The 23,946-nt window shown below is 56.3% G+C and carries 23 protein-coding genes and 1 other annotated feature; of the genes, 6 read left to right on the top strand and 17 right to left on the bottom strand.

Annotation, left to right across the window (positions count from 1 at the left end):
- Positions 1 to 97: 97 nt before the first annotated feature.
- On the bottom strand, positions 98 to 685 hold the full coding sequence (gene mog, locus U9O48_RS03445) for a molybdopterin adenylyltransferase (protein ID WP_285146048.1): 588 nt from the start codon (positions 683 to 685) through the stop codon (positions 98 to 100).
- 115 nt (positions 686 to 800) lie between these two features.
- A complete protein-coding gene (gene tal / locus U9O48_RS03440; protein WP_100777705.1) occupies positions 801 to 1,754 on the bottom strand; it encodes a transaldolase in 954 nt (317 codons plus the stop codon).
- Between the two features lie 260 nt (positions 1,755 to 2,014).
- On the opposite strand from tal, the gene U9O48_RS03435 reads away from it, so the two are divergent.
- Positions 2,015 to 3,445 (top strand): sodium:alanine symporter family protein, encoded by a 1,431-nt coding sequence (locus U9O48_RS03435; RefSeq protein WP_324723516.1) that lies wholly within the window; start codon positions 2,015 to 2,017, stop codon positions 3,443 to 3,445.
- A 66-nt stretch (positions 3,446 to 3,511) separates the two neighbouring features.
- The gene (gene yaaA / locus U9O48_RS03430) at positions 3,512 to 4,285 is read left to right on the top strand and encodes a peroxide stress protein YaaA (protein ID WP_285157975.1); all 774 of its coding nucleotides are present in this window, start codon (positions 3,512 to 3,514) and stop codon (positions 4,283 to 4,285) included.
- Between the two features lie 69 nt (positions 4,286 to 4,354).
- Here the strand turns inward: yaaA and U9O48_RS03425 are convergent, their stop codons facing one another.
- The 7 genes from U9O48_RS03425 to yjjY form a co-directional block, all read right to left on the bottom strand.
- The gene (locus tag U9O48_RS03425; protein WP_285153731.1) at positions 4,355 to 4,651 is read right to left on the bottom strand and encodes a DUF2502 domain-containing protein; all 297 of its coding nucleotides are present in this window, start codon (positions 4,649 to 4,651) and stop codon (positions 4,355 to 4,357) included.
- A 243-nt stretch (positions 4,652 to 4,894) separates the two neighbouring features.
- Entirely contained in the window at positions 4,895 to 6,181 is a 1,287-nt protein-coding gene (gene thrC, locus U9O48_RS03420) for a threonine synthase (protein WP_324723515.1), read from the bottom strand.
- Positions 6,182 to 6,184: 3 nt separating this feature from the next.
- On the bottom strand, positions 6,185 to 7,114 hold the full coding sequence (gene thrB, locus U9O48_RS03415; protein ID WP_282491577.1) for a homoserine kinase: 930 nt from the start codon (positions 7,112 to 7,114) through the stop codon (positions 6,185 to 6,187).
- A gap of 1 nt (position 7,115) precedes the next feature.
- Complete coding sequence (gene thrA / locus U9O48_RS03410; protein ID WP_324723514.1) at positions 7,116 to 9,578, bottom strand: bifunctional aspartate kinase/homoserine dehydrogenase I; 2,463 nt, start codon at positions 9,576 to 9,578, stop codon at positions 7,116 to 7,118.
- A gap of 23 nt (positions 9,579 to 9,601) precedes the next feature.
- Positions 9,602 to 9,720, bottom strand: a sequence feature (Thr leader region).
- Positions 9,659 to 9,727 (bottom strand): thr operon leader peptide, encoded by a 69-nt coding sequence (gene thrL, locus U9O48_RS03405; protein ID WP_107704209.1) that lies wholly within the window; start codon positions 9,725 to 9,727, stop codon positions 9,659 to 9,661. (Overlaps the previous feature by 62 nt.)
- Before the next feature lie 211 nt (positions 9,728 to 9,938).
- Entirely contained in the window at positions 9,939 to 10,625 is a 687-nt protein-coding gene (locus tag U9O48_RS03400; protein ID WP_324723513.1) for a tRNA/rRNA methyltransferase, read from the bottom strand.
- Positions 10,626 to 11,024: 399 nt separating this feature from the next.
- Positions 11,025 to 11,165, bottom strand: a complete 141-nt coding sequence (yjjY, locus tag U9O48_RS03395; RefSeq protein ID WP_001303782.1) for a protein YjjY — start codon at positions 11,163 to 11,165, stop codon at positions 11,025 to 11,027.
- Between the two features lie 95 nt (positions 11,166 to 11,260).
- Between yjjY and arcA the strand changes: the two genes are divergently transcribed.
- A complete protein-coding gene (gene arcA, locus U9O48_RS03390; RefSeq protein ID WP_006174002.1) occupies positions 11,261 to 11,977 on the top strand; it encodes a two-component system response regulator ArcA in 717 nt (238 codons plus the stop codon).
- A 45-nt stretch (positions 11,978 to 12,022) separates the two neighbouring features.
- Here the strand turns inward: arcA and creD are convergent, their stop codons facing one another.
- From creD to creA, 4 genes are read right to left on the bottom strand one after another with little or no spacing between them, the layout of a single operon-like run.
- Positions 12,023 to 13,375: a cell envelope integrity protein CreD gene (gene creD / locus U9O48_RS03385; protein ID WP_324723512.1), complete on the bottom strand. Its 1,353-nt coding sequence runs from the start codon at positions 13,373 to 13,375 to the stop codon at positions 12,023 to 12,025.
- A gap of 57 nt (positions 13,376 to 13,432) precedes the next feature.
- Positions 13,433 to 14,857, bottom strand: coding sequence for a two-component system sensor histidine kinase CreC (gene creC / locus U9O48_RS03380; RefSeq protein WP_324723511.1), 1,425 nt, complete (start codon positions 14,855 to 14,857; stop codon positions 13,433 to 13,435).
- Positions 14,857 to 15,546: a two-component system response regulator CreB gene (gene creB, locus U9O48_RS03375; RefSeq protein ID WP_285146061.1), complete on the bottom strand. Its 690-nt coding sequence runs from the start codon at positions 15,544 to 15,546 to the stop codon at positions 14,857 to 14,859. Before creB ends, creC begins: the two co-directional genes overlap by 1 nt.
- Before the next feature lie 14 nt (positions 15,547 to 15,560).
- Positions 15,561 to 16,031, bottom strand: a complete 471-nt coding sequence (gene creA, locus U9O48_RS03370) for a protein CreA (protein WP_285150617.1) — start codon at positions 16,029 to 16,031, stop codon at positions 15,561 to 15,563.
- Between the two features lie 211 nt (positions 16,032 to 16,242).
- On the opposite strand from creA, the gene robA reads away from it, so the two are divergent.
- A complete protein-coding gene (robA, locus tag U9O48_RS03365) occupies positions 16,243 to 17,112 on the top strand; it encodes an MDR efflux pump AcrAB transcriptional activator RobA (protein WP_324723510.1) in 870 nt (289 codons plus the stop codon).
- Here the strand turns inward: robA and gpmB are convergent.
- Positions 17,109 to 17,756: a 2,3-diphosphoglycerate-dependent phosphoglycerate mutase GpmB gene (gpmB, locus tag U9O48_RS03360; RefSeq protein WP_282491569.1), complete on the bottom strand. Its 648-nt coding sequence runs from the start codon at positions 17,754 to 17,756 to the stop codon at positions 17,109 to 17,111. The genes robA and gpmB overlap by 4 nt on opposite strands.
- Before the next feature lie 50 nt (positions 17,757 to 17,806).
- Between gpmB and yjjX the strand changes: the two genes are divergently transcribed.
- A complete protein-coding gene (yjjX, locus tag U9O48_RS03355) occupies positions 17,807 to 18,322 on the top strand; it encodes an inosine/xanthosine triphosphatase (RefSeq protein WP_285153726.1) in 516 nt (171 codons plus the stop codon).
- A 294-nt stretch (positions 18,323 to 18,616) separates the two neighbouring features.
- Here yjjX and trpR read toward each other — a convergent pair whose 3' ends face one another.
- On the bottom strand, positions 18,617 to 18,943 hold the full coding sequence (trpR, locus tag U9O48_RS03350; protein ID WP_282493476.1) for a trp operon repressor: 327 nt from the start codon (positions 18,941 to 18,943) through the stop codon (positions 18,617 to 18,619).
- 56 nt (positions 18,944 to 18,999) lie between these two features.
- Complete coding sequence (gene sltY / locus U9O48_RS03345; protein WP_282493475.1) at positions 19,000 to 20,937, bottom strand: murein transglycosylase; 1,938 nt, start codon at positions 20,935 to 20,937, stop codon at positions 19,000 to 19,002.
- Positions 20,938 to 21,163: 226 nt separating this feature from the next.
- Between sltY and ettA the strand changes: the two genes are divergently transcribed.
- Positions 21,164 to 22,831: an energy-dependent translational throttle protein EttA gene (ettA, locus tag U9O48_RS03340; protein WP_100777722.1), complete on the top strand. Its 1,668-nt coding sequence runs from the start codon at positions 21,164 to 21,166 to the stop codon at positions 22,829 to 22,831.
- Positions 22,832 to 22,905: 74 nt separating this feature from the next.
- On the opposite strand, the gene U9O48_RS03335 is transcribed toward ettA, so the two are convergent.
- Positions 22,906 to 23,868, bottom strand: coding sequence for an IS110 family transposase (locus U9O48_RS03335; RefSeq protein WP_285143723.1), 963 nt, complete (start codon positions 23,866 to 23,868; stop codon positions 22,906 to 22,908).
- Positions 23,869 to 23,946: the final 78 nt, after the last annotated feature.

The following is a 23,946-nucleotide window of genomic DNA, read 5'->3' as shown; positions in this document are numbered from 1 at the left end:
GATTTAATTTTACAGTGATCGTAAAGAAAAAATGACTATACCGTAAATCAAACACCACGCCATTGAGGCTGTAGCTTATGTCACAAACACACTAATTTCAGGAGATTGTTTCGCGCCGTGCGCTTTTCGGGCGAAAAGCTGCTACCACTTGCGGATCGGTCTCGACGTAAGGCCCGTCCAGCAGCTGTATACAATACGGTACACTGGCAAAGATCCCCGCCACCACCACTTTGCCGTCTTCGGCTTTCACCCCTTCGAGCGTCTCTTTGATGGATTTTGGCTGGCCTGGCAGATTAAGAATCAACGCCTGTTTACGGATGACGCCCACCTGACGTGACAGGATAGCCGTCGGCACAAAGTGCAGGCTAATCTGGCGCATCTGCTCGCCGAAACCTGGCATTTCGCGATCGGCGACCGCCAGCGTGGCATCCGGCGTCACGTCGCGGCGCGCGGGGCCGGTACCGCCGGTGGTCAGCACCAGATGGCAGCTCATTTCGTCCACCAGCTCGCACAGGGTTTGCTCGATGATCGGCTGTTCATCCGGAATTAAGCGGGTTTGCACTTCAAACGGGGTGGTCAGTGCGGCAGCCAGCCACTCTTCTAACGCCGGGATGCCTTTGTCGGCGTACACGCCGCTGGACGCGCGGTCAGAAATCGACACCAGGCCGATGCGTAAGGTATTCATATCCATTCCCTTCATAACAATACTGATTACGGAGAATGATACACGCAGAGGGGAAAATCAGACAGGGGACGAGAGAAGTAACGTGGCCGGGAAGAGCTCCCGGCCAGGGAAATGATTACAGCAGATCGCCGATCATTTTTTCCAGTTTTTCCTGGTCAACAGCAAACTTACGGATACCGTCCGCCAGTTTGTCTACTGCCATTGGATCCTGGTTGTGCTGCCACAGGAACTCAGACTCGGTGATACGCTCTGGACGCGCTTTCACTTCGCCGGTGTAGCTCAGTTTACGCTCCAGTGCGCCTTCGCTCTCTGCCAGCTCTTTCAGCAGCGCAGGGGCGATGGTCAGACGGTCACAGCCGGCCAGCTCGATGATTTCACCGACGTTACGGAAGCTTGCGCCCATCACGACAGTCTCGTAGCCGTGCTGTTTGTAGTATTCGTAGATTTCAGTCACGGAAACCACGCCTGGATCTTCAGAAGCTGCGTACTCTTTCTTGTCGGTGTTGGCTTTGTACCAGTCCAGAATACGGCCCACGAACGGAGAAATCAGGTACACGCCCGCTTCTGCACACGCACGCGCCTGCGCGAAGGAGAACAGCAGAGTCAGGTTACAGTTGATGCCTTCTTTTTCCAGCTGTTCTGCAGCGCGGATGCCCTGCCAGGTGGAAGCCAGTTTGATCAGGATACGATCGTTGCTGATGCCCGCATCGTTATACAGTTTGATCAGGTGTTTGGCTTTGGCGATAGACGCTTCGGTGTCGTAGGACAGACGCGCGTCAACTTCGGTAGAGATACGACCCGGAACCAGTTTCAGGATTTCCAGACCGATGTTCACAGCCAGTTTGTCAGTTGCATCCACAACCTGCTGCGCACGATCGTTGCTCTGGCCTTTCGCCCAGGTCACAGCTTCGTCGATCAGTTTGCGGTACTCAGGGATCTGCGCGGCGTTAAGAATCAGAGAAGGGTTAGTTGTGGCATCCTGCGGCTGGTACAACTTCATTGCCGCGATATCTCCGGTGTCAGCTACGACAGTGGTGAACTGACGAAGGGAGGTCAATTTATCCGTCATGATAGTGTTTCTCTTTTAACGTGCCCTGGATAATTCACGCTACCGACAGCCTGCCAGCAGCGGAAAAATGACAGGTTTACTTGTTAGGGGGATGTAACCGGTCTGCCCTGATGATAACACGACGGAATGACAGCGCAACCGCAGACAGTGCGCTTACGGATAGTATGGTAAACTCTGAATATTAACAGCCTGCTAATTAACAGCGTGCTCATTCAGCGTTACCGCGTATCTATTCAGTGGCATCAACAAGAGGGACGTTAATGCCTGATTTCTTTTCTTTTATCAATGAAGTCCTGTGGGGCTCAGTAATGATTTATCTGTTACTGGGAGCCGGGGTGTGGTTTACCTACCGCAGCGGTTTTATTCAGTTTCGCTACATTCGCCAGTTTGGCAAAAGTCTTAAAAACAGCGTTAACCCCCAGCCCGGCGGATTAACCTCTTTTCAGGCGCTCTGCACCAGCCTGGCGGCACGCGTCGGCAGCGGGAATTTAGCCGGTGTGGCTCTTGCTATCAGCGCGGGTGGCCCTGGCGCCGTGTTCTGGATGTGGGTGACGGCGATTATCGGCATGGCGACCTCTTTTGCCGAGTGCTCGCTGGCCCAGCTCTACAAAGAGCGCGATAAGCACGGTCAATTCCGCGGCGGCCCGGCCTGGTATATGTCCCGTGGTCTGGGGATGCGCTGGATGGGCGTCCTGTTTTCTCTCTTCCTGCTCGCCGCCTACGGCCTTATCTTTAACACCGTCCAGGCGAACTCCGTGGCCCACGCCCTGCGCTATGCCTTCAGCTTCCCGGAATGGATAACGGGCGCGGTGCTGGCCGTGTTGACGCTGCTGGTCATCGTGACCGGCATCAAAGGCGTCGCGCGCCTGATGCAGTGGATGGTTCCCGTCATGGCCCTGCTGTGGGTATTCGCCAGTCTCGTCGTCACAGCTACGCATATTGAGCAGGTGCCAGGCGTCATCGCCATGATTTTTAAAGCCGCATTTGGCTGGCGAGAAGCTGCCGCAGGCGCGCTGGGTTACACCATCAGTCAGGCGCTGACGGCCGGTTTCCAGCGCGGTATGTTCTCGAACGAAGCCGGGATGGGCTCCACGCCGAATGCCGCAGCGGCGGCGGCCTCTTGGCCCCCTCACCCGGCGGCGCAGGGGATCGTGCAGATGATCGGCGTGTTTACCGACACCATTATCATCTGCACCGCCAGCGCGATGATTGTGCTGCTGGCAGGTCCGGTTCCTCATTCCGCTGATATGGCGGGCATTCAGCTCGTCCAGCAGGCGTTGGTGAATCTCTCCGGCAGTTGGGGGGCAGGATTTGTCTCGCTGATTGTGATGCTGTTTGCCTTTAGCTCTATCGTTGCCAACTACATTTATGCCGAAAATAACCTGATATTCCTGCGCCTCGACTCGCGTAATAACCTGTGGTTTTTGCGCCTCGGCATCGCCGGAATGGTGTTGATGGGTTCGGTAATGAGCCTGCCGCTGGTCTGGCAGCTGGCGGACGTGATTATGGCGCTGATGGCGATCACCAACCTGACCGCGATTTTGCTGCTGTCGCCGGTGGTGGTGCTGATCGCCCGCGATTACTTGCGCCAGCGCAAAATGGGCGTGCAGCCGGTATTTGACCCCACCCGTTACCCCGAAATTGAGTCGCAGATTGCGCCGGGCAGCTGGGATGATTTGCCACGGCAATAACAGTCATCGATCAAATCAGGCCATTTTTTTGCTAAAGTCGCTCTAAATTTCCTGCAAGGACTGGATATGCTGATTCTGATTTCACCTGCAAAAACGCTCGATTACCAGAGCCCGCTCGCCACCGAGCGCTATACCCAGCCCGAACTGCTGGATCATTCACAGCAGCTGATCCGCGAGGCGCGTAAACTCTCCGCCCCGCAGATTGGCAAGCTGATGAGCATCAGCGACAAACTCGCCGATCTCAACGCCACCCGCTTCCACGACTGGCATCCGGATTTCACCCCGAAAAACGCCCGTCAGGCGATCCTCGCGTTCAAAGGCGATGTGTATACCGGCCTGCAGGCGGAAGAGTTCAGCGAAGCCGATTTCGATTTTGCCCAGCAGCACCTGCGCATGCTGTCGGGTTTGTACGGCGTGCTGCGCCCGCTGGATCTGATGCAGCCGTATCGCCTGGAGATGGGAATCCGTCTGGAAAATGCCAAAGGCAAAGATCTGTACCACTTCTGGGGCGATATCATCACCGAGAAGCTGAACGACGCGCTGAAGGCCCAGGGCGATAATATCGTCATCAACCTGGCGTCCGACGAATACTACAAATCCGTGAAGCCGAAAAAGCTCAACGCGGAGATCATCAAGCCAGTATTTTTGGACGAGAAGAACGGCAAGTTCAAAGTGATCAGCTTCTACGCCAAAAAAGCGCGCGGGCTGATGAGCCGCTATATCATTGAGAACCGCCTGACGAAGCCAGAGCAGTTGACCCAATTTAACACTGACGGGTATTTCTTTGACGGCGAAGCGTCAGGGAAAGGTGAGCTGGTGTTTAAGCGGCACGAGCAGTAATTTCCCCGGTGGCGCTACGCTTACCGGGGCGACTCGTAGGCCTGATAAGCGCAGCGCCATCAGGCGTTGTTAATGATGCTTCCAGTCCGGCCCCTTGCCATGGTCATCATGTTTATCGCCATGGCGGTTATCGTGAGGCTCGCGATGCTCGTCATGCTGATGCCAGCGGTTGTCGCGCCACTCGTAATGTGATTTCCACCAGTCATGGTCGCGCCAGCGGCCGCCATCCCAGTAGTGCCCGCTTCTATCCTGATCGCCAATCTGTAATTTTACCGCCGGAACCAGGGTGATTTCCCCGGCCTGAACCACTGCGGGAGCGACCAGCATCAGTGAAAGCACGAGCAGTGCAGGTTTCAGTTTAGACATAGGTGACTCCTTTTCATTCTTGCCCAACGTGGGCCGATGTAAGGAGAGTACGTGAGGGAAGTCGGGGATGTTATTCTCTGCAATCCTAATCTCTAAGTGACCGCATTTATTGGGAATTTCTGCTTTTTCCCTGCGTTTTTTCTCCTTAATTTCTCCATAAAAAAAGCCCGGTGGCGCTTAGGCTTACCGGGCCTACAAAACCGTAGGTCGGGTAAGGCGAAGCCGCCACCCGACACAACAAGGCTATCCGCGCGTCATCATCAGCTGGCGCAGCGCCGCGAAATCCGCTGGCAGATTATGGGACAGCAGCGGCAGATCGGCACGATCGGCCAGCTCTTTCGGCAGCGGCAGCGATTCACCCAGGATCTCATCCACGCTCTCTTTGAACTTCGCCGGATGCGCCGTTCCGAGGAACAGGCCATACTCGCCCGGATTGAGCTGGTCGCGCAGCGCACGGTAGGCAATCGCCGCATGCGGCTCGGAGGTGTACCCCACCGCTTTCAGCTCACGCATCGTCTCTTTGGTGGTGTCATCGCTCACCGCCGCATAGCCCAGATCGCCCAGACGCCAGATCTTACGGCGGAACAGCTCTTCCACGCGCGGCCAGTTGTTCGGCTGGCTCACATCCATCGCGTTGGACAGGGTCGCCTGGGTCGCGTTTGGCGTCCACTTGCCGTCTTTCAGGAAGCGTGGAACCGTGTCGTTGGCGTTGGTTGCCGCGATAAAACGCTTCACCGGCAGGCCGAGGGATTTCGCCAGCAGACCGGCGGTCAAATCGCCGAAGTTACCGCTTGGCACGGAGATCACCAGCTGATTACGCGCTTCCTGCGGCAGCTGTGCCACCGCTTCGAAGTAGTAGCAAATCTGCGCCAGCAGGCGGCTGATATTGATCGAGTTCGCCGAGTTCAGCCCCAGCGCCACTTTCAGCTCTTCGTCGTCGAAGGCCTTTTTCACCAGCGCCTGGCAGGCGTCAAAATCGCCGTCGATGGCGACGGTTTCAATGTTGCCGCCGAGCGTACAGAACAGTTTTTCCTGCAGCGGGCTGATTTTCCCCTGCGGATAGAGGATCACCACGCGGACGTTTTTCAGGCCGTAAAACGCATGGGCCACCGCCGCACCCGTATCACCGGAAGTCGCCGTCAAAATCGTCACAGGCTTGTCGCCGCTGATGTGCGTCAGCATCTGCGCCATAAAGCGCCCGCCGAAATCTTTAAATGCCAGCGTCGGACCGTGGAACAGCTCCAGGCAGCCCACGTCTGGCTCAACGGACTTCACCGGAGCCGGGAAGGCAAAGGCGCTACGCACGCGCTCTTCCAGCAGCGCGTGAGGAATTTCATCGCCAATAAAGGCGGAGAGGATTTTCGCGCTGCGGGTGACGAAATCCTGCTTCAGCATGTCGTCCACTTCCGTCAGGCTAAACTCGGGTAAATCGTGCGGGAAAAACAGCCCCTGATTTTTGCCCAGCCCCTGAGTCACCGCCTGCGCGAAGCTCACCTGCTCGTTATGATCTTTAAGATTGTAGAGTTTCATCGTTTATCCCAGTACTCGTGCGCCGGCCGTGTCCAGACGGCAAATATGAACAAAGCCTTCCTGATTTTGCAGGTAGTTTTTCGACAGCCAGTCCGCCACGCGCTGCGCGGTGTCCGGCTTATCGCATAAGGCGAACAGCGTCGGGCCGGAGCCCGAAATGCCGCACGCTTGCGCGCCGATATCCAGCGACGCCTGACGCGCTTCGTTGAAGCCCGGCAGCAGTTTGGTGCGGTAAGGTTCGGCAATCACATCTTTCATCAGCTTCGCGGCGAGCGCGGGCTGACGGGTGTAGCAGGCGTGAATAAAGCCCGCCAAATGGCGACCGTGCGCGATGCAGTCCTGACGGCGATACTGCGCGGGCAGGATCGCGCGCGCTTCGGCGGTCGAGACTTTAATCCCCGGATAGGCCAGCACCCACAGCCACTCGTCAAAGCCTGGCACCTGCTGGCTGATAATGCCGTTCTCTTCGATCATCAGCTGCATGCCGCCAAGGAAGCACGGCGCGACGTTATCGTAGTGAATGCTGCCGGAGATGCGCCCTTCCAGCTCGCCCATCAGGGAGAGCAGACGGGTGTTGTTGAGCGGTTTGCCGCAGTGTTCGTTCATCGCCACCAGCGCAGCGACGACGGAACAGGCGCTGGAGCCGAGGCCCGAGCCAATCGGCATACTTTTTTCGAGGGTCATGGCAACCGGCACGTTTTTGCCGATCTCCTGACAGAAGCGTTCCCAGCACTGATAAACAATATTCTCGCGCGGTTCTGGCGGCAGCTTGCTCGCGAAGCGGCCAATATTATTGAGGCTGAAACTGTCCGCCGCTTCGACGGTGACCGTATCACCCAGCAGCGAACCGTCGAGAGGCGTAACCGCCGCACCCAGCACATCAAATCCGACGCTCATATTGGCGCTGGAAGCCGGGGCATAAACTTTGACCATGTTAAACTCCTAACTTCCATGACAGGGTACGCAGCAGATCGGCAAACACGCCCGCCGCTGTCACATCATTCCCTGCGCCGTAACCGCGAAGCACCAACGGTAATGGCTGATAATAGTGGCTGTAAAACGCCAGAGCGTTTTCGCCGTTTTTCACTTTAAAGAGCGGATCGTTCCCGTCCACTTCGGCAATCTTCACGCGGCACACGCCGTCGTCTTCGATGTTGCCAACATAGCGCAATACTTTGCCTTCATCACGGGCTTTTGCGATACGCGCCGCAAAGTCGTCGTCGAGCTGCACTAAGCGGTCCATAAAGGTCGCGACATCGCCGCTGTCGTCAAAACTCGCGGGCAGCACCGGCTCGATGACGATATCGGACAGCTCCAGCTCGCGGCCCGTTTCACGGGCGAGGATCAGCAGCTTGCGCGCCACGTCCATGCCCGAGAGATCGTCGCGCGGATCCGGCTCGGTGTAGCCCAGCTCACGCGCTTCGCGGGTAGCTTCCGAGAGGCTCATCCCTTCATCCAGCTTGCCAAAAATAAACGACAGCGAGCCGGAAAGAATGCCGGAGAATTTCTGCAGTTCGTCACCCGCATTGAGCAGGTTTTGCAGGTTCTCGATGACCGGCAGTCCTGCGCCGACGTTGGTGTCGTACAGGAATTTGCGGCGCGACTTGCTGGCGGCGGTACGCAGCTGATGGTAGTAATCCATCGACGAGGTGTTGGCCTTTTTATTCGGCGTCACCACGTGGAAGCCTTCGCGCAGGAAGTCAGCATACTGATCGGCGACGGCCTGGTTTGAGGTACAGTCCACAATCACCGGATTGAGCAGGTGATACTCCTTCACCAGACGGATCAGGCGGCCCAGATTGAACGGCTCTTTGGCCTGCGCCAGCTCGTCCTGCCAGCTTTCCAGATTCAGCCCGTGGACGTTGGTCAGCAGCGCCTTAGAATTCGCCACGCCGCAGACGCGCAGGTCGATATGTTTGTTCTTCAGCCAGCCCTGCTGGCGCTTGACCTGTTCCAGCAGCGCGCCGCCCACACCGCCGACGCCAATCACGAACACCTCGATCACCTGATCGGTGTTGAACAGCATCTGGTGCGTCACACGCACGCCGGTGGTCGCGTCGTCATTGCTCACCACGACGGAGATGGAGCGCTCGGAAGAGCCCTGGGCAATGGCGACAATATTGATGTTCGCGCGCGCCAGCGCGGCAAAGAATTTGGCGGAGATCCCTCGCAGCGTGCGCATTCCGTCGCCGACGACGGAGATGATCGCCAGGCGATCCTGAATCGACAGGGGTTCCAGCAGCTCTTCTTTCAGCTCCAGATAGAACTCTTCTTCCAGCGCGCGGCGCGCACGGCCACAGTCGGCCTGCGGCACGCAGAAGCTGATGCTGTATTCAGAGGAGGACTGAGTAATAAGCACCACGGAGATGCCATTGCGGGACATCGCGGCAAACACGCGCGCGGCCATGCCCACCATCCCTTTCATCCCCGGACCGGAGACGCTGAACATCGCCATGTTATTCAGATTCGAAATGCCTTTCACCGGCAGATCGTCTTCGTCATGACTGGCGCCAATCAGGGTGCCTGGCGCCTGCGGATTACCGGTGTTTTTGATGAGGCAAGGGATCTGGAACTGGGCAATCGGGGAGATGGTACGTGGGTGGAGAACTTTTGCGCCGAAGTACGACAGCTCCATCGCCTCCTGATACGACATCGATTTCAGGAGCCTTGCGTCCGGCACCTGGCGCGGGTCGCAGGTATAGACGCCGTCGACGTCAGTCCAGATTTCACAACAGTCGGCGCGCAGACAGGCTGCCAGCACGGCGGCGGAGTAGTCAGAGCCGTTACGGCCCAGCACCACCAGTTCACCTTTGTCGTTCCCGGCGGTGAAGCCTGCCATCAGGATCATGTGGTCAGCCGGGATTTTGCTGGCGGCGATGCGGCGAGTGGATTCGGCGATATCGACGGTGGACTCGAGGTAATGGCCCACGGCGAGCAGTTTTTCGACCGGGTCGATCACCGTGACCGCGTGGCCGCGCGCTTCCAGCAGCCCCGCCATGATGGCAATCGACAGCTTTTCACCGCGGCAAATCAGCGCCGCGTTGATGCTGTCCGGACATTGGCCCAGCAGGCTGATGCCGTGCAGGACATGTTTAATCTGTGCGAATTCTTGTTCAACCAGAGCTTTCAGCTGTGCGAGCGGGAAGCCGGGCTGGCTGTCGGCGAGCCCCTGCAGCAGCTCGGCAAAAATACGCTCGGCATCGCTGATGTTCGGTAGCGCATCCTGCCCACCGATGGTTTTTTCAATCATCGCCACCAGGTGGTTAGTAATTTTCGCCGGGGCAGAGAGCACGGTTGCCACCTGCCCCTGCCTGGCGTTGCTTTCCAGGATATCGGCAACGCGCTGAAAGCGTTCTGCGTTTGCCACTGATGTACCGCCGAACTTCAAGACTCGCATGGTTTACCTCGTGATCTTTGGTCGAAAAAAAAGCCCGCACTGTTCAGGTGCGGGCTTTTTTCTGTTTTTCCTGTTACGCGTCAGCCCGCATCGTTACCTGTGGTAATGATGATGGTTGTTGTAATGGTGGTGGTGCTAACGCGATTCATGGATGTTGTGTGCTCTGTGTTGTTTTCTGTCTGTCCTGTATCCTTTTAGGGTTAAAGTATCCGGCACCTTAAGTCAATGAATTTTTAATTTGATCACAGTTTGTAACCCTTTCACGACCCGCTGCTTGCGGATTTATTTTTGTCCGGATACGACCAGTTGCAACCCTTATCGACAGACGGTTAATCCATACGAAAAAAAAATATCAGATTTTTATTCTGCCAATTTTTTTTCAATATCATGCAGCAATCGGTGCAGCATCGCCGTATCGCGCTGCTCAAGTAGACCGAGACGCTGGTGTAACCAGTCCACCATTTTCTGATCGTCGGCCACGCCCAGCTGCGCCAAAAGCGATTGGGTTCGTGCGCGTAATGCCCGCAGCTGGTTTTCATCCACGCTCTCTGTGGCAGGTGCCGGGGTTTGCATTAAGGATGCTAATTGATAGCAATAGACCATCACCGCCTGGCCCAGATTGAGGGACGGATAATCCGCCACCATCGGCACGCCCGTGAGCACGTCTGCCAGCTCAAGCTCTTCGTTGGTCAGGCCGGAATCTTCGCGGCCAAACACCAGCGCAGCTTTGGTCAACCACGCGCTTTTTTCCTCAAGCATCGGTACCAGTTCGGTCGGCGTCGCGTAGTAATGATACTTCGCCCGGCTGCGCGCGGTGGTCGCCACGGTGAAGGAAATGTCGTGCAGTGCGTCAGCGAGCGTGGCGTAAGTGGTTATGTTGTCGAGAATTTCACCCGAACCGTGCGCCACCCAGCGGGCAGCCGGTTCGAGGTGCGCCTCACTGTCGACAATACGTAAATCGGTGAATCCCATTGTCTTCATTGCACGGGCGGCGGCGCCAATATTTTCGGGTCTTGCTGGCGAAACCAGCACTATCGATAAGTGCATTTATGCTCTCTTTTTAATCAGTTAGCCTGTAAAAGTGTGATACAGCTCAACATATTACGCAGCGCGAATTTACAAAATTGCAACACAAATCACCGAAATCGCGTTTCACAACAAATTAAAAACGCTAAACTGTTGCATGACTGAATCATTGATTTAAATGTTAACAGATATTGCTTATCCGTATGTTTATTAATGATAATACTCTGATTGATTGCTTTTTCGTATTGGATTCGCGTTGTTTATTAATCAATATCTGCAACTAGTTGGTTTATTGAAAATTTGTGACAAAGGCTAGCAATCCGATACGATGATTTCATCAAACTGTTAACGTGCTACAATTGAACTTGATATATGTCAACGAAGCGTAGTTTTATTGGGTGTCTGGTGTCACTTAGCCTGTTATGTTGCTGTTAAAATGGTTAGGATGACAGCCGTTTTTGACACTGTCGGGTCCTGAGGGAAAGTGCCCACGACCAAGCTAATGATGTTGTTGACGTTGATGGAAAGTGCATCAAGAACGCAATTACGTACTTTAGTCACGTTAGGCCGATCATGTTAATTTGCGACATGCATCAGGCAGGTCAGGGACTTTTGTACTTCCTGTTTCGATTTAGTTGGCAATTTAGGTAGCAAACATGCAGACCCCGCACATTCTTATCGTTGAAGACGAGTTGGTAACACGCAACACGTTAAAGAGCATTTTCGAAGCAGAAGGCTACGATGTCTTTGAAGCGACCGATGGCGCAGAGATGCATCAGATCCTTTCTGAAAATGATATCAACCTGGTCATCATGGATATCAACCTGCCCGGGAAAAACGGCCTTCTGCTGGCGCGCGAGCTGCGTGAACAGGCGAACGTCGCACTAATGTTCCTGACAGGCCGTGATAACGAAGTGGATAAAATTCTTGGCCTGGAAATCGGCGCTGATGACTACATCACCAAGCCGTTTAATCCTCGCGAGTTAACCATCCGTGCACGCAACCTGCTGTCCCGTACCATGAATCTGGGTACGGTGAGCGAAGAGCGTCGTAGCGTAGACAGCTACAAGTTCAACGGCTGGGAACTTGATATTAATAGCCGCTCGCTGGTTAGTCCGAACGGTGAACAGTACAAGCTGCCGCGCAGCGAATTCCGTGCCATGCTGCACTTCTGCGAAAATCCGGGCAAAATTCAGTCCCGTGCAGAGCTGCTGAAGAAGATGACTGGTCGCGAGCTGAAGCCGCACGACCGTACGGTTGACGTGACGATCCGTCGCATTCGTAAACACTTCGAGTCTACGCCGGATACGCCAGAGATCATCGCCACTATCCACGGCGAAGGGTATCGTTTCTGCGGCGACCTGCAGGAATAATCCCGCACTCAATGCAGTAAAAACGGCGCTTAATGCGCCGTTTTTTTATTTCCAGATCCGTAACGCATCGTCGTCCGGTTCACCTTTTGGCACACTTTGCTTCACCTGTGAAAGCGAGTACCAGTCAAAGTTTCGGGTGAGATACATCACCGCAAACAGCGCGATCGCCAGTACGCCAGAGCCCAACAGCAGCGCGCTGTCTTCCGAGCGCAGCAAGAACCACATCACGCCGTCGAGGCCTAACAGCGCCACCACAAACACCGCGCTGCGCTTCCAGCCTTTCAGCACCGCCTGCAGATAAACTCCGTTCATCATCGCCCCGACCAGGCTTGCGATAATCCAGGCGGGCGTAAAGCCCACGTGTTCAGAGAGCGCCAGCAGCACCAGATAGAACAGCACCAGCGACAGCCCCACCAGCAGGTACTGCATCGGGTGCAGGCGAAGGTGAGTCATTGTTTCGTAGACGAAAAAAGCCATAAACGTCAGAGCAATCAGCAAAATAGCGTACTTAATCGCCCGGTCCGTCAGTTGATACTGGTCCGCAGGCGTCGCCACCGTGACGCTAAACGCCGGAACGGTACGAAACTCTGGCGGTTCGATGGCGCTAAACTGGCTTTCAAGATTGTTGGCAAACCAACTGCTCTGCCAGTGCGCCTGGAAGCCCGACTCGCTGATTTCACGCTTCGAGGGTAAGTAATCGCCCATAAAACCCGGATGCGGCCAGTTGCTGCGCAGCGTCAGTTCGCTGTTGCGCCCGACCGGTACGACGGAAAAACTCCCCGTTCCGTTGAGATTGAGTGACATCTCCAGGTCGATATTTTTTGCATTGAGCGTCTCCCAGGTCAGCGGAATGTGGATCCCCGCCTGTTGCCCTGAAATGCCGGAACCCGGTTCGACGGTCAAGGTTTCATCGTTCACTTTCGAGACCTTCACCGCACCGATCCCACGCGCATCGCCCACGCCGACGGCAATAAACGGCTGTCCGAGGGTAATGGTTTCGCCTTTCAGTTCGTCCAGCTTATCGGTGTTAAATTGCGCCTTCAGCTTGAGATCGGTGCTCCAGATTTGTCCGTCGTAGATCCCGATGCTGCGGGACTCGACCTGCTGATTCCCGTCAACCACCAGTGATTCAGGCAGCAAAAAGTGCAGGAAACTGCGCTTGTGCTCAACCCTCACGTTATCTTCGAACTTGTAATAAATTTCCGTTACCGGGATCGCGATCAGCGGCCCGGTGAGCTGCTGCGGCCCGCTGGTGCTTTGACGCAGCGTATCTTCAACGTCATCGCGATAGCTGGCGCGCTCCGAAATCAGGTTACTCACCATGAACAGCGGAACTAACAGCAGCAGGATGCACCCCATCAGGGTGCTAACTTTCCAGAACAGGGGGGATTTTTTCATTGCCTTCTCCTTAGTGATGGAGAGAGCGTAACGCGGCTATGTGCGCTGAATTTGAAGTTATGTGAAGGGACGGTGAAGTCTCAAAATCGCCTCAACGCCGCCCGCTTCACGGTTGTGAAGCTGAATATCGCCGTGATGCAACCGCGCCACCTCCTGCACAAATGCCAGCCCGAGGCCGCTGCTTTTCAGGCCGTTATCGCGCGCCAGTGAGTAGAAGCGCTCAAAGATGCGAGCCAGCGCGTAATCCGGGATGCCGCTGCCGCTGTCCGTGACTTTCAGCAGAGTCTGTTTCTGCGTCTCTTCGGCGCTGAGCTCAATGCTTCCGCCGGATGGCGTGAAGTCGATAGCGTTGTCGAGCAAATTGCCCAGCGCCTGCTCCAGCAGATCCGCGTCGCCTTCGACCGTTAGCGCTGCCCCGTTGCCTGTCAGCCTGATGTTCTTTGCCGCCAGCTGCGTCGAACGGGCGTCGGTGATGCGCGCGAACAGCGCGTCAATACTTACCCTGGTCGGGACAATCTCCACGCGATTTTCCAGCTTCGCCTGCTCGAGCAGCTTCTCGACCAGCGACTGCATGCGCGCATTCTGCACCAGAATGTTATCGATAAACCGCGCAGCCACCGACGGCGGCGGCTGTTCCGCTAAGATCTCCGCCGCACCGCGAATCGCCGCCAGCGGGCTTTTCAGCTCGTGGGTGAGTGCGTGAACGTAATGCTCAATGTAATTTTTGCCTTCAAGACGGATACGCATGTTTTCCAGCGCCTGCGCCAGTTTGCGCAGCTCGCTGCTGCCGGGGTCGGGCAACGGCAGCGGCGTCTCGTGGGTGACTGAATCGGCGTAACGCGACAAAGAGCTGATGGAGCGGTTAATCCACCAGGCGACGATCAGCCCGATCAGCAGGGCAATCCCCAGCAGCGCGCCACCCGCCCAGAGAATGCGTCGCTCGCTGCGCTGGATCACCGGCGCCATCGCGCTGTTCGGTTTCCCCACCGACAGGACGCCGATAATTTTTCCCTGATCCACAATCGGCGCCGCCACGTACATCACTGTGCTGTTGGGATCGTTCGGATCGTCCTGAGTGCTACGCGCCCCGTACTGCCCGCGCAGGGTGCGCCAGACGTCGTTCCAGCGGGAATAATCCTCGCCCAGCCCTTTTCCAGTGGAATCAAACACCACCCGGCCCTGGGCGTCGGTCATGTAGACGTGATACTCGTTACGCACCTTGTAGATGCCGCCAATGTTGGCGCGAAACGGCCGCTGATGGAGCTGAGAAAATGCCTGCGCCACCCTGCCGTTTTGCGGATCGCCATTCAGCAGATCGTCACGCCCCACTTCCGCCAGCAGCGTGGCAGTGTCGATCAGCGTGCCTTCAGTCGCCCGACGCACGCCGGGTTTGACCTCCTGCACAAAGATCGACAGCACGAACCAGGCCGCGATAGCAACGATCAGGAAATAGCCCAGCAGCAGGCGCATGCCAATGCGCATTACACCAGCCCCAGGCTGTAGCCCATGCCGCGATGGGTGCTGATCGGCGAAAGATCTGCATTCACGGCGCGCAGTTTGGCGCGCAGGGTTTTGATGTGGGTATCCACGGTGCGATCGAAGCTGTCGCCGTCCTCACCCCAGACTTTGTCCATCAGCTGCTGGCGGGAAAACACCCGGCCCGGCGCGTGGAGCAAGGTTTTGAGCAACAAAAATTCGTAGCGCGTCAAAAGTAATGGCTCGCCGCACCAGCTGATCTGCGCCGCCGGCTCGTTGAGTTCAAACTGTCCGATACGCACGATGTCTGATGGCAGCGCGGATTTTTGCATCCGGCGCAAAATGGTCCGCACCCTGGCGCACACTTCGCGCGGGGAAAAAGGTTTGGCGACGTAATCATCCGCCCCCATTTCCAGCCCGAGCAGCTTATCCACTTCATCACTGCGGGCCGTGAGGAACAGCACCGGCAGCGACGGGTGCTGCGCCAGCAGCTGACGACACAGCTCAAATCCGCTGATATCCGGCAAACCCACATCCAGAATCGCCAGCGCAGGTGCCTGACGTCGCGCCTCGTCGAGCGCAGGCAGCCCGCGTTCGAACGCTTTTACCGCAAAACCTTCCTGCGAAAGCATGTAGATCAGCGTCTCGGCGATGCTGATTTCGTCTTCCACCAGCCAAATCAAGGGTTGCTGCATCGTCTTTCCCTGGGTTAGCGCCACGGCATAATCGGCACTGCGCTCAGTGCGTTTTTCGGCGATCCTTCGACCACTTTATCGGAGTAGGCCAGGTACGCCAGCGTGTTGCGTTTGACGTCATAAAAACGCACCACCTGCAGCTTTTTAAACACCAGCGAGGTCCGTTTCTGGAACACCACATCGCCCTGCGCTTTGCCGTTTTTGATTTTGTCGCTCAGTTCGACGGGCCCGACCTGCTGGCAAGAGATCGCCGCATCGGCCGTATCTTCCGCCAGCCCTAAGCCGCCTTTAATGCCGCCCGTTTTCGCGCGGCTGATGTAGCAGGTGACGTTTTTCACATCCGGATCGTCGAAGGCTTCGACCACAATTTTATGGTCCGGACCGAACATCTTGAACACGGTATCGACGGAGCCAACTTCTTCAGCCAGCGCGTGACGGCCTACGATTAACATCAGAGCAGTGAAGATCAATGTCTTGTATTTCATATTGTTACCATTCTTTAAAATTACATTGAGCGATTATTCAACAAACCGAATAAAAATGTAGCAAGATCACAGGATTAGCAATTTATTGCCCATAATGTGCGGCAAAAAGCATTAATGCGCAAAAAAAACACTGAATGCTAAAACATCAAAAAATGCTATTATCCGCTACCCTGTTATCAGGCACCTGCTGTTTTAAGGATGAGGATAGTATATGGATCAGGCTGGAATTATTCGCGATCTGCTTACCTGGCTGGAAGGTCATCTGGACCAGCCTTTGTCACTGGATAATGTGGCGGCAAAAGCAGGCTATTCCAAGTGGCATTTGCAAAGGATGTTCAAGGATGTCACCGGTCATGCTATCGGTGCCTATATTCGTGCACGTCGTCTTTCAAAATCGGCTGTGGCACTGCGCCTGACGGCACGCCCTATTCTGGATATTGCCCTGCAATACCGTTTTGACTCGCAGCAGACGTTCACCCGCGCCTTCAAAAAACAGTTCTCGCTGACGCCTGCGCTCTATCGTCGTTCACCCGACTGGAGTTCATTTGGTATGCGTCCGCCGCTGCGCCTGGGTGAATTCGCGATGCCAAAATACGAATTCACGGTCCTGCCAGAGACCCATCTCATCGGCACGACGCAAAGCTACACCTGTTCTCTGGAGCAGATCTCCGAATTCCGTCATCAGATGCGCACCCAGTTCTGGCGCGATTTCCTGAGACACGCCCCGGCGCTTCCGCCGCTGCTGTATGGCCTGAACGAAACGCATCCGAGCATGGAAAAAGACGACGAGCAGGAAGTGTTCTACACCACCGCGCTCACGCCGGAGATGGCCAACGGCTACATCCAGGGCTCGAAACCGGTGGTACTGGAAGGCGGTGAATACGTGATGTTCACCTACGAAGGGCTGGGCACGGGCGTTCAGGAGTTTATCCTGACCGTTTACGGCACCTGCATGCCGATGCTGAATCTGAACCGCCGCAAAGGTCAGGATATTGAGCGCTACTACCCGGCCAGCGATGCCCGACCGGAAGTAGGCCCAATCAATCTGCGGATGGAATACCTGATTCCAGTGCGCCGCTAGCGCTGCAGTTCATCCAGCGCAGGGGCGTCCAGATGCGAGATGTCCCCTGCCATTTCCACCACCCAACCTGAAGCCAGCCACGGGCTTTCCTGATAGTCGATACGGGAAATGGAGCAGTTGCGCAGACGCAAACGGCGTTCCGCGTAGGCTGGCAGTCCGAGAATGGTACTCACCAGACATCCCAGCGCGATACCGTGACTCACCAGCAGCGGACGGCTGCCCTGCGGCAGTTTAAGACAATCCGCCAGCGCCGCTTGTACGCGCACGCTCAGCTCCTGCATGGATTCGCCTTGCGGAATACGGCCATCTTCCGTGCCGTTGACGAGCGTACGCCGCCAGCCCTCTTCCTGTTCCGTCAGGGTATCCACATGACGCTTTTCGAGCACGCCCATGTCGAGTTCGCGCAGGCGAGGATCGAGGATAATGTCGCACCCGCAGGCTTCGGCAATAATGCGCGCCGTTTGCTGCGTACGACCTAAATCGCTGGCGATAATGTGCGTGATGCCTAAGGATCTGGCACGTTCCGCGACCTGCCATGCCTGTTGCTCACCCTTGGCGGTGAGAGGACTGTCTGACTGCCCTTGAATACGTCGCTCGGCGTTCCACTGCGTTTCACCGTGGCGAACAAGGTAAACCTGTAACATGCTTTTTTTCCGTTATACTGCGATGAGTTTTTTTTGAATCGAGCTTAATTATGCACCATGTTGTCTCTGCTACCACTAATCCTGCCAAAATTCAGGCAATTCTAAGGGCATTTGAAGAGATCTTCGGCGAAGGATCCTGCCACATTGACGCCGTCGGCGTCGAGAGCGGCGTCCCTGAACAGCCGTTCGGGAGCGAGGAAACGCGCGCTGGCGCACGAAATCGCGTCGTGAATGCGAAGGCCGCGCGCCCTGAGGCTGATTTCTGGGTGGCGATTGAGGCGGGGATTGACGAGGGAGCCACCTTTAGCTGGGTGGTGATCGAGAGCCGCGAGCAGCGCGGTGAATCGCGCTCGGCGACGCTGCCTTTACCGGCCATCATTCTGGAAAAAGTGCGCGCCGGAGAGGCGCTCGGACCAGTGATGTCGCAGTACACCGGCATTGATGAGATTGGTCGTAAAGAAGGAGCGATTGGCGTGTTTACCGCCGGAGCCTTGACGCGTTCGAGCGTGTACCATCAGGCGGTGGTGTTGGCGTTAAGCCCGTTTCATAACGCGGTATACGGCTGATTCCGCCGTTGTAGGCCTGATAAGCGTAGCGCCATCAGGCAACCGGCCGCGCTATTGCCGGGTGGCGGCTTCGCCTTACCCGGCCTACAAAACCCAGTCCATGAACCGTAGGCCTGATAAGCGCAGCGCCATCAGGCAACCGGCCGCGCCATTGCCGGGTGGCGGCTTCGCCTTACCCGGCCTACAAAACCCAATCGATGAGCCGTAGGCCTGATAAGCGTAGCGCCATCAGGCAACCGGCCACGCTAATGCCGGGTGGCGGCTTCGCCTTACCCGGCCTACAGAAACGTGCCATCAGGCATTTTTCAACAACACTTCCTCAAGCCACTGGCGCAACTCCACCGGGGCTGATTTGAGACTGTTCGAGCCACGGGTGATCGTCGCGATGCCCGCCCCCAGCTCGCTTTTCAGCTCACGCTGGCTCATCTCACCGCGCAGTAACTCTTCGATAATGCGCACACGCGTGCCCAACGCTTCACGCTCGTCGGGTGTCAGTATCAATTGCATCAGCGGTAAGTGCAGATCTTTCTCATAGGACTGGCGAAGCAGCTCCACAAAACGAAGCCACTCCTGATTGCGCTGTTCGGCCATCGCCGATGAATAAGGGGAATGCTGGGTCATGTTATGCCGCCGTTTGTACTCTTAGACGAGTACAAGCATAACACAACCCGTCTGGATTAATACTTTCTCTGCCACTCGGCGTCGCTCATCAGGGTATCTTTCTGCCCCATGAAGTAGCGATAGTAAGCGTCATAGGCCAGCACATTCTTCACATACCCGCGCGTTTCCGAGAACGGAATGCTCTCGACAAACGCCACCGCGTCGATGCGTCCGGCGCTGTTGCCAAGCCAGGTCCGCACGCGCCCAGGCCCTGCGTTATAGGCCGCAGACGAGAAGATACGGTTATTGCCGAACTGGGAATAGACATACTGCAAATAGCTGGTGCCGATGTTGATGTTGGTATCCGGGTCAAGCAGCTGCGACGGGCTGCTGTAGCCTGGAATATTAAACATCTTCACCGTGTGCGTGGCGGTGCCGGGCATGATTTGCATCAGGCCGCTGGCTCCAACCGGTGAGCGCACTTTCGGGTTCCACGCGCTCTCCTGACGGGCAATCGCCATCGCGTAGCTCTGCGGAATGTCTTTTCCGCTGGTGTAACGATCAAACAGATCTTTGTAGGCCAGCGGGAAACGCTCTTCCAGATGATCCCACAGCTTCCCGGCGATCGTCGCCTGCACGCTCAGATCCCACCAGCGGTTATCAAACGCGTAGCGCGCCAGCTGGGCTTTTTCGTCGTTACTGCGGCTGGTCACCAGGTTGGCCCACTCGCTGCGCGCCGTGTTATCCATGCTCCAGTACATCAGCTCGCGCACCCGCGCCATTTCCGGACCCTGAATCAGGGCTGAGTTGACGTTGGTCGGGGCTTTGTCGATTTTAAGCGTGTACTCCTCACCCAGGCGCTGCGCCGCCGCCATGGGGTAGAAGCCGCGCTGCTGCATCAGAGAGTGGAGGATCTCTTTCGCTTCGTCATCGCGCCCACGCTCCATCAGCAAATCGGCCTGCCAGTAACGCCATTCGTCTTTCTCTTTGGCATCCATCGGCAGGCGGGAGAGCCAGGTATTTAAGCCCCGGCGATCGCCGGTGCCGAGCGCCATACGCACCCGGCGTTCCACCAGCGACGTAGAGTTCGAACGCATGATCGCATCGTCACGCCAGCGCGCCTGTTCATCGGTGACATCGGTGCCCATCAGACGCCACGCGACGATATCGCGCAGATCCTGGGTTTGATCGTCGTTAAGCTGCTGCGCCTGAACCAGCTGCGGGATCATCAGCCGCGCGTTTTCCACATCGTCACGCGCCACGCTGGTAAAGGCCACCGCCGCCATCTGGCGCGTGAAATCCGTCGCGCCGGTCGAGCGGGCGAAGGTCAGTACGGAATTCGGATCGTTGGCGAGCTGGAGAACCGCCGTGGAAATGGTCTGATAATCTGACGGCATCTGCCCGGCCAGAGTGGTCACCAGACGGGTGTTCCCGGCTTTCATCGCCAGACGAATACGTTCGAGATAGGCCAGCGGATCTTGCTGGCCCGATGCGCGCCAGGCGCCAAATAGCGAGTCACAGGCGTTCGGCAGATTTTTCCCCGTCAGCCACAGATCTTTTGCGCCGTTCCAGGCTTCCTGCTGTTGGCCCGTCGCCCATTTGGCGTAATAGAAATTACACTGCGCCTCGGTGGTGCCCGGTTTTTCCGGGCTGAAGGCCAGCAGGCCGCGCCAGTCTTCGCGTCGTGCCAGTTCGTTCACAAAGCGCGACTGTAAGGTTCGGGCAGGGGGCAACGTGGGGTTGGCCTGAATAAAATTAGCGACGGTGAGCGTCGGTTGGTTCATGAGATCGTCGGTAATCTGGCGATATTCCAGATACGGGTAGAGCGGATACTCTTTCAGCGTCGGCATCAGGGCCTGCACGGTATCCATCTGCTTACTGTCCCACGCCTGCTTGATCTGCGCATAGCGGTTGCGCTGTTCATCCAGTGAATCGGCATGCGCTGCGTGGCTTATCGTCATCACGCAGACGCTGGCAGCCAGCAGACGCCAGACCACCTGTTTGGCTTTTTCCACAAGCTCTTCCTCATTTTGTTGAATACTGTTGCGGCGTCTTGCCACCTACAAATGTAATGGATCTATGCTAACCAGGCATTCCGCAACACGCCACGTCATGGACACTTTTTTACCTTTCTTGCGCGTTTTAACACTCCCGACGTTCGTGTCTGGGATTAGGCCATGAAAAAGGCTACACTTCGCAGCTGTATACCATTTTCTTTACTATAAAAGAGGCGAAGTCCACGTGGCTCAATTCGTTTATACCATGCATCGTGTCGGCAAAGTGGTTCCGCCGAAACGTCATATTCTGAAAAATATCTCGCTGAGCTTCTTCCCTGGCGCAAAAATCGGTGTCCTGGGTCTCAACGGTGCCGGTAAGTCCACCCTGCTGCGCATCATGGCCGGTATCGATACCGATATCGAAGGTGAAGCTCGCCCGCAGCCTGGTCTCAAAATCGGTTATCTGCCGCAGGAACCGAAGCTGAACCCGGAACACACCGTTCGCGAATCCATCGAAGAAGCCGTTTCCGAAGTCGTTAACGCCCTGAAAGGTCTGGATGAAGTCTACGCGAAGTACGCTGAACCGGATGCGGACTTCGACAAACTGGCGGCGCAACAGGGTAAATTCGAAGAAATTATCCAGGCGCACGACGGCCACAACCTGAACGTTCAGCTGGAGCGTGCGGCCGATGCCCTGCGCCTGCCAGACTGGGACGCGAAAATCGAAAAACTGTCCGGGGGTGAACGCCGCCGCGTCGCGCTGTGCCGTCTGCTGCTGGAAAAGCCAGACATGCTGCTGCTCGACGAACCAACGAACCACCTGGATGCCGAATCCGTTGCCTGGCTGGAACGCTTCCTGCACGACTTCGAAGGGACCGTTGTGGCAATTACCCACGACCGTTACTTCCTCGATAACGTCGCAGGCTGGATCCTGGAGCTGGACCGCGGGGAAGGTATTCCGTGGGAAGGCAACTACTCCTCCTGGCTGGAGCAGAAAGATCAGCGTCTGGCGCAGGAAGCTTCTCAGGAAGCGGCTCGTCGTAAATCGATTGAGAAAGAGCTGGAGTGGGTTCGTCAGGGCGCGAAAGGCCGTCAGTCTAAGGGCAAAGCCCGTCTGGCACGCTTTGAAGAGCTGAACAACTCCGAATACCAGAAACGTAACGAAACCAACGAACTGTTTATCCCACCTGGAGCACGTCTGGGGGATAAAGTCGTTGAAGTGAGCAATCTGCGTAAGTCTTACGGCGATCGCCTGCTGATCGACGACCTGAGCTTCTCCGTGCCGAAAGGGGCGATTGTCGGGATCATCGGTCCGAACGGCGCGGGTAAATCGACGCTGTTCCGCATGATGTCCGGTCAGGAACAGCCTGACAGCGGCACCATTACGCTGGGCGACACCGTGAAACTGGCCTCTGTGGATCAGTTCCGTGACGCGATGGACAACAGCAAAACCGTGTGGGAAGAAGTTTCCGGCGGGCAGGATATCATGCGTATCGGTAACACCGAGATGCCGAGCCGCGCCTACGTTGGCCGCTTCAACTTCAAAGGTGTGGATCAGGGTAAACGCGTCGGCGAGCTGTCCGGTGGTGAACGTGGTCGTCTGCACCTGGCGAAACTGCTGCAGGTTGGCGGTAACGTTCTGCTCCTCGATGAACCAACAAACGACCTGGACATTGAAACCCTGCGCGCGCTGGAAAACGCCATGCTGGAGTTCCCGGGCTGTGCAATGGTGATATCCCACGACCGTTGGTTCCTCGACCGTATCGCAACCCACATTCTGGATTACCAGGACGAGGGTAAAGTGGAGTTCTTCGAAGGTAACTTCACCGAATACGAAGAGTACAAGAAACGTACCCTCGGCGCGGATGCGCTGGAGCCAAAACGTATTAAGTACAAGCGTATATCGAAATAAAAGCAAAACGGCAACTTCGGTTGCCGTTTTTTATGTTTTCTCCCTCTCCCGTGGGAGAGATACCGTCTTGTCGGTTATCCGGCAAGCGGTATTTCAGCATTAAATTCTCGTCCGGATTTCACCACGCCATAAGCCAGCTGGAGCAGTTTTCTCATCCCGGCACATACGCGTTCCTTCCCTGTTTTTCCTCTCGCTGCCAGCCTGTCCATCAGATTCTTCACCACCTCATTGCACCTACCCGCCACCACTGCCGGCATATACAGGGCACTGCGCAGCTCTGCGTGACCTACTTTTGACAGCCTGCTCTTTCCTTTCCACATCCCCGACTCACAGCGCCGTGGATTCAGCCCGGCGTAAGCCACCAGTGCCTTACTGTCACTGAACCGTCTCAGATTACCCGCGAACGCCAGCAGGCTCACGCTCAGCATTTCACCGATCCCGGGGATGCTCTTCAGCAGTTCCCTGTCCCGCTTCAGGTCAGGGTTATCATCGATGTGCTGGCTGATTTTTTTTCGTGTTTCGTCAATCAGTTCATCCAGCATGGCAACGTGTTCATGCAGTGAGGGAACAATGACCTCGTCGGCTGCTTCAAGGCGGTTCATCTCCATCTGCCGCATCTCTTCCAGATTACGCAGGTGGCGTACCAGCGCCGTCAGCTGACGCTCGCTCAGCGGCGCAGGATACCAGGGGGCGGGTTGATACAGGGCGCAGTAGCGGGCTATCAGTGCCGCATCACTTTTGTCCGTTTTGTTGCGGGTCAGCTCCGTATTGCCAAACGCGTGTATGCGGGCGGGATTTTCGAGGCTGACACAGCAGCCGTTATCGGCCAGCAGGGTGGCAAGTTCAGTGCTGTAGCAGCCCGTCGCTTCCATGCAGACATGGCAGTCGCCAAAACGTGCCAGCCAGCTGAGGAACTCGCGGCATCCGGCAGAGGTGTTGGGGAATTTTTTGGTTTTGTATTTCTGATTAGGCAGCAGGACGGCGACATCAAATTTGAGTTTGGCGATATCAACGCCGACAGGAATAAGCTCCATCATGGCACTCCGTAACCTTATGAATAATATCGCCGGACCATCCTTATATGTGGGTGCTCAGGGCACAGGATACCGTTCGGT

This window comes from Lelliottia sp. JS-SCA-14 (assembly GCF_035593345.1).
Classification (GTDB): Bacteria; Pseudomonadota; Gammaproteobacteria; order Enterobacterales; family Enterobacteriaceae; genus Enterobacter; species Enterobacter wanjuensis.
Note: the sequence above shows the minus strand (reverse complement) of the source record. Positions and strands in the feature narration are given on the sequence as shown.

What these genes read in the sequence shown, in the direction of transcription:
- mog (WP_285146048.1), bottom strand. Translation starts at nt 685, where the DNA reads ATGAATACCTTACGCATCGGCCTGGTGTCGATTTCTGACCGCGCGTCC.
- tal (WP_100777705.1), bottom strand. Translation starts at nt 1,754, where the DNA reads ATGACGGATAAATTGACCTCCCTTCGTCAGTTCACCACTGTCGTAGCT.
- U9O48_RS03435 (WP_324723516.1), top strand. Translation starts at nt 2,015, where the DNA reads ATGCCTGATTTCTTTTCTTTTATCAATGAAGTCCTGTGGGGCTCAGTA.
- yaaA (WP_285157975.1), top strand. Translation starts at nt 3,512, where the DNA reads ATGCTGATTCTGATTTCACCTGCAAAAACGCTCGATTACCAGAGCCCG.
- U9O48_RS03425 (WP_285153731.1), bottom strand. Translation starts at nt 4,651, where the DNA reads ATGTCTAAACTGAAACCTGCACTGCTCGTGCTTTCACTGATGCTGGTC.
- thrC (WP_324723515.1), bottom strand. Translation starts at nt 6,181, where the DNA reads ATGAAACTCTACAATCTTAAAGATCATAACGAGCAGGTGAGCTTCGCG.
- thrB (WP_282491577.1), bottom strand. Translation starts at nt 7,114, where the DNA reads ATGGTCAAAGTTTATGCCCCGGCTTCCAGCGCCAATATGAGCGTCGGA.
- thrA (WP_324723514.1), bottom strand. Translation starts at nt 9,578, where the DNA reads ATGCGAGTCTTGAAGTTCGGCGGTACATCAGTGGCAAACGCAGAACGC.
- U9O48_RS03400 (WP_324723513.1), bottom strand. Translation starts at nt 10,625, where the DNA reads ATGCACTTATCGATAGTGCTGGTTTCGCCAGCAAGACCCGAAAATATT.
- arcA (WP_006174002.1), top strand. Translation starts at nt 11,261, where the DNA reads ATGCAGACCCCGCACATTCTTATCGTTGAAGACGAGTTGGTAACACGC.
- creD (WP_324723512.1), bottom strand. Translation starts at nt 13,375, where the DNA reads ATGAAAAAATCCCCCCTGTTCTGGAAAGTTAGCACCCTGATGGGGTGC.
- creC (WP_324723511.1), bottom strand. Translation starts at nt 14,857, where the DNA reads ATGCGCATTGGCATGCGCCTGCTGCTGGGCTATTTCCTGATCGTTGCT.
- creB (WP_285146061.1), bottom strand. Translation starts at nt 15,546, where the DNA reads ATGCAGCAACCCTTGATTTGGCTGGTGGAAGACGAAATCAGCATCGCC.
- creA (WP_285150617.1), bottom strand. Translation starts at nt 16,031, where the DNA reads ATGAAATACAAGACATTGATCTTCACTGCTCTGATGTTAATCGTAGGC.
- robA (WP_324723510.1), top strand. Translation starts at nt 16,243, where the DNA reads ATGGATCAGGCTGGAATTATTCGCGATCTGCTTACCTGGCTGGAAGGT.
- gpmB (WP_282491569.1), bottom strand. Translation starts at nt 17,756, where the DNA reads ATGTTACAGGTTTACCTTGTTCGCCACGGTGAAACGCAGTGGAACGCC.
- yjjX (WP_285153726.1), top strand. Translation starts at nt 17,807, where the DNA reads ATGCACCATGTTGTCTCTGCTACCACTAATCCTGCCAAAATTCAGGCA.
- trpR (WP_282493476.1), bottom strand. Translation starts at nt 18,943, where the DNA reads ATGACCCAGCATTCCCCTTATTCATCGGCGATGGCCGAACAGCGCAAT.
- U9O48_RS03335 (WP_285143723.1), bottom strand. Translation starts at nt 23,868, where the DNA reads ATGATGGAGCTTATTCCTGTCGGCGTTGATATCGCCAAACTCAAATTT.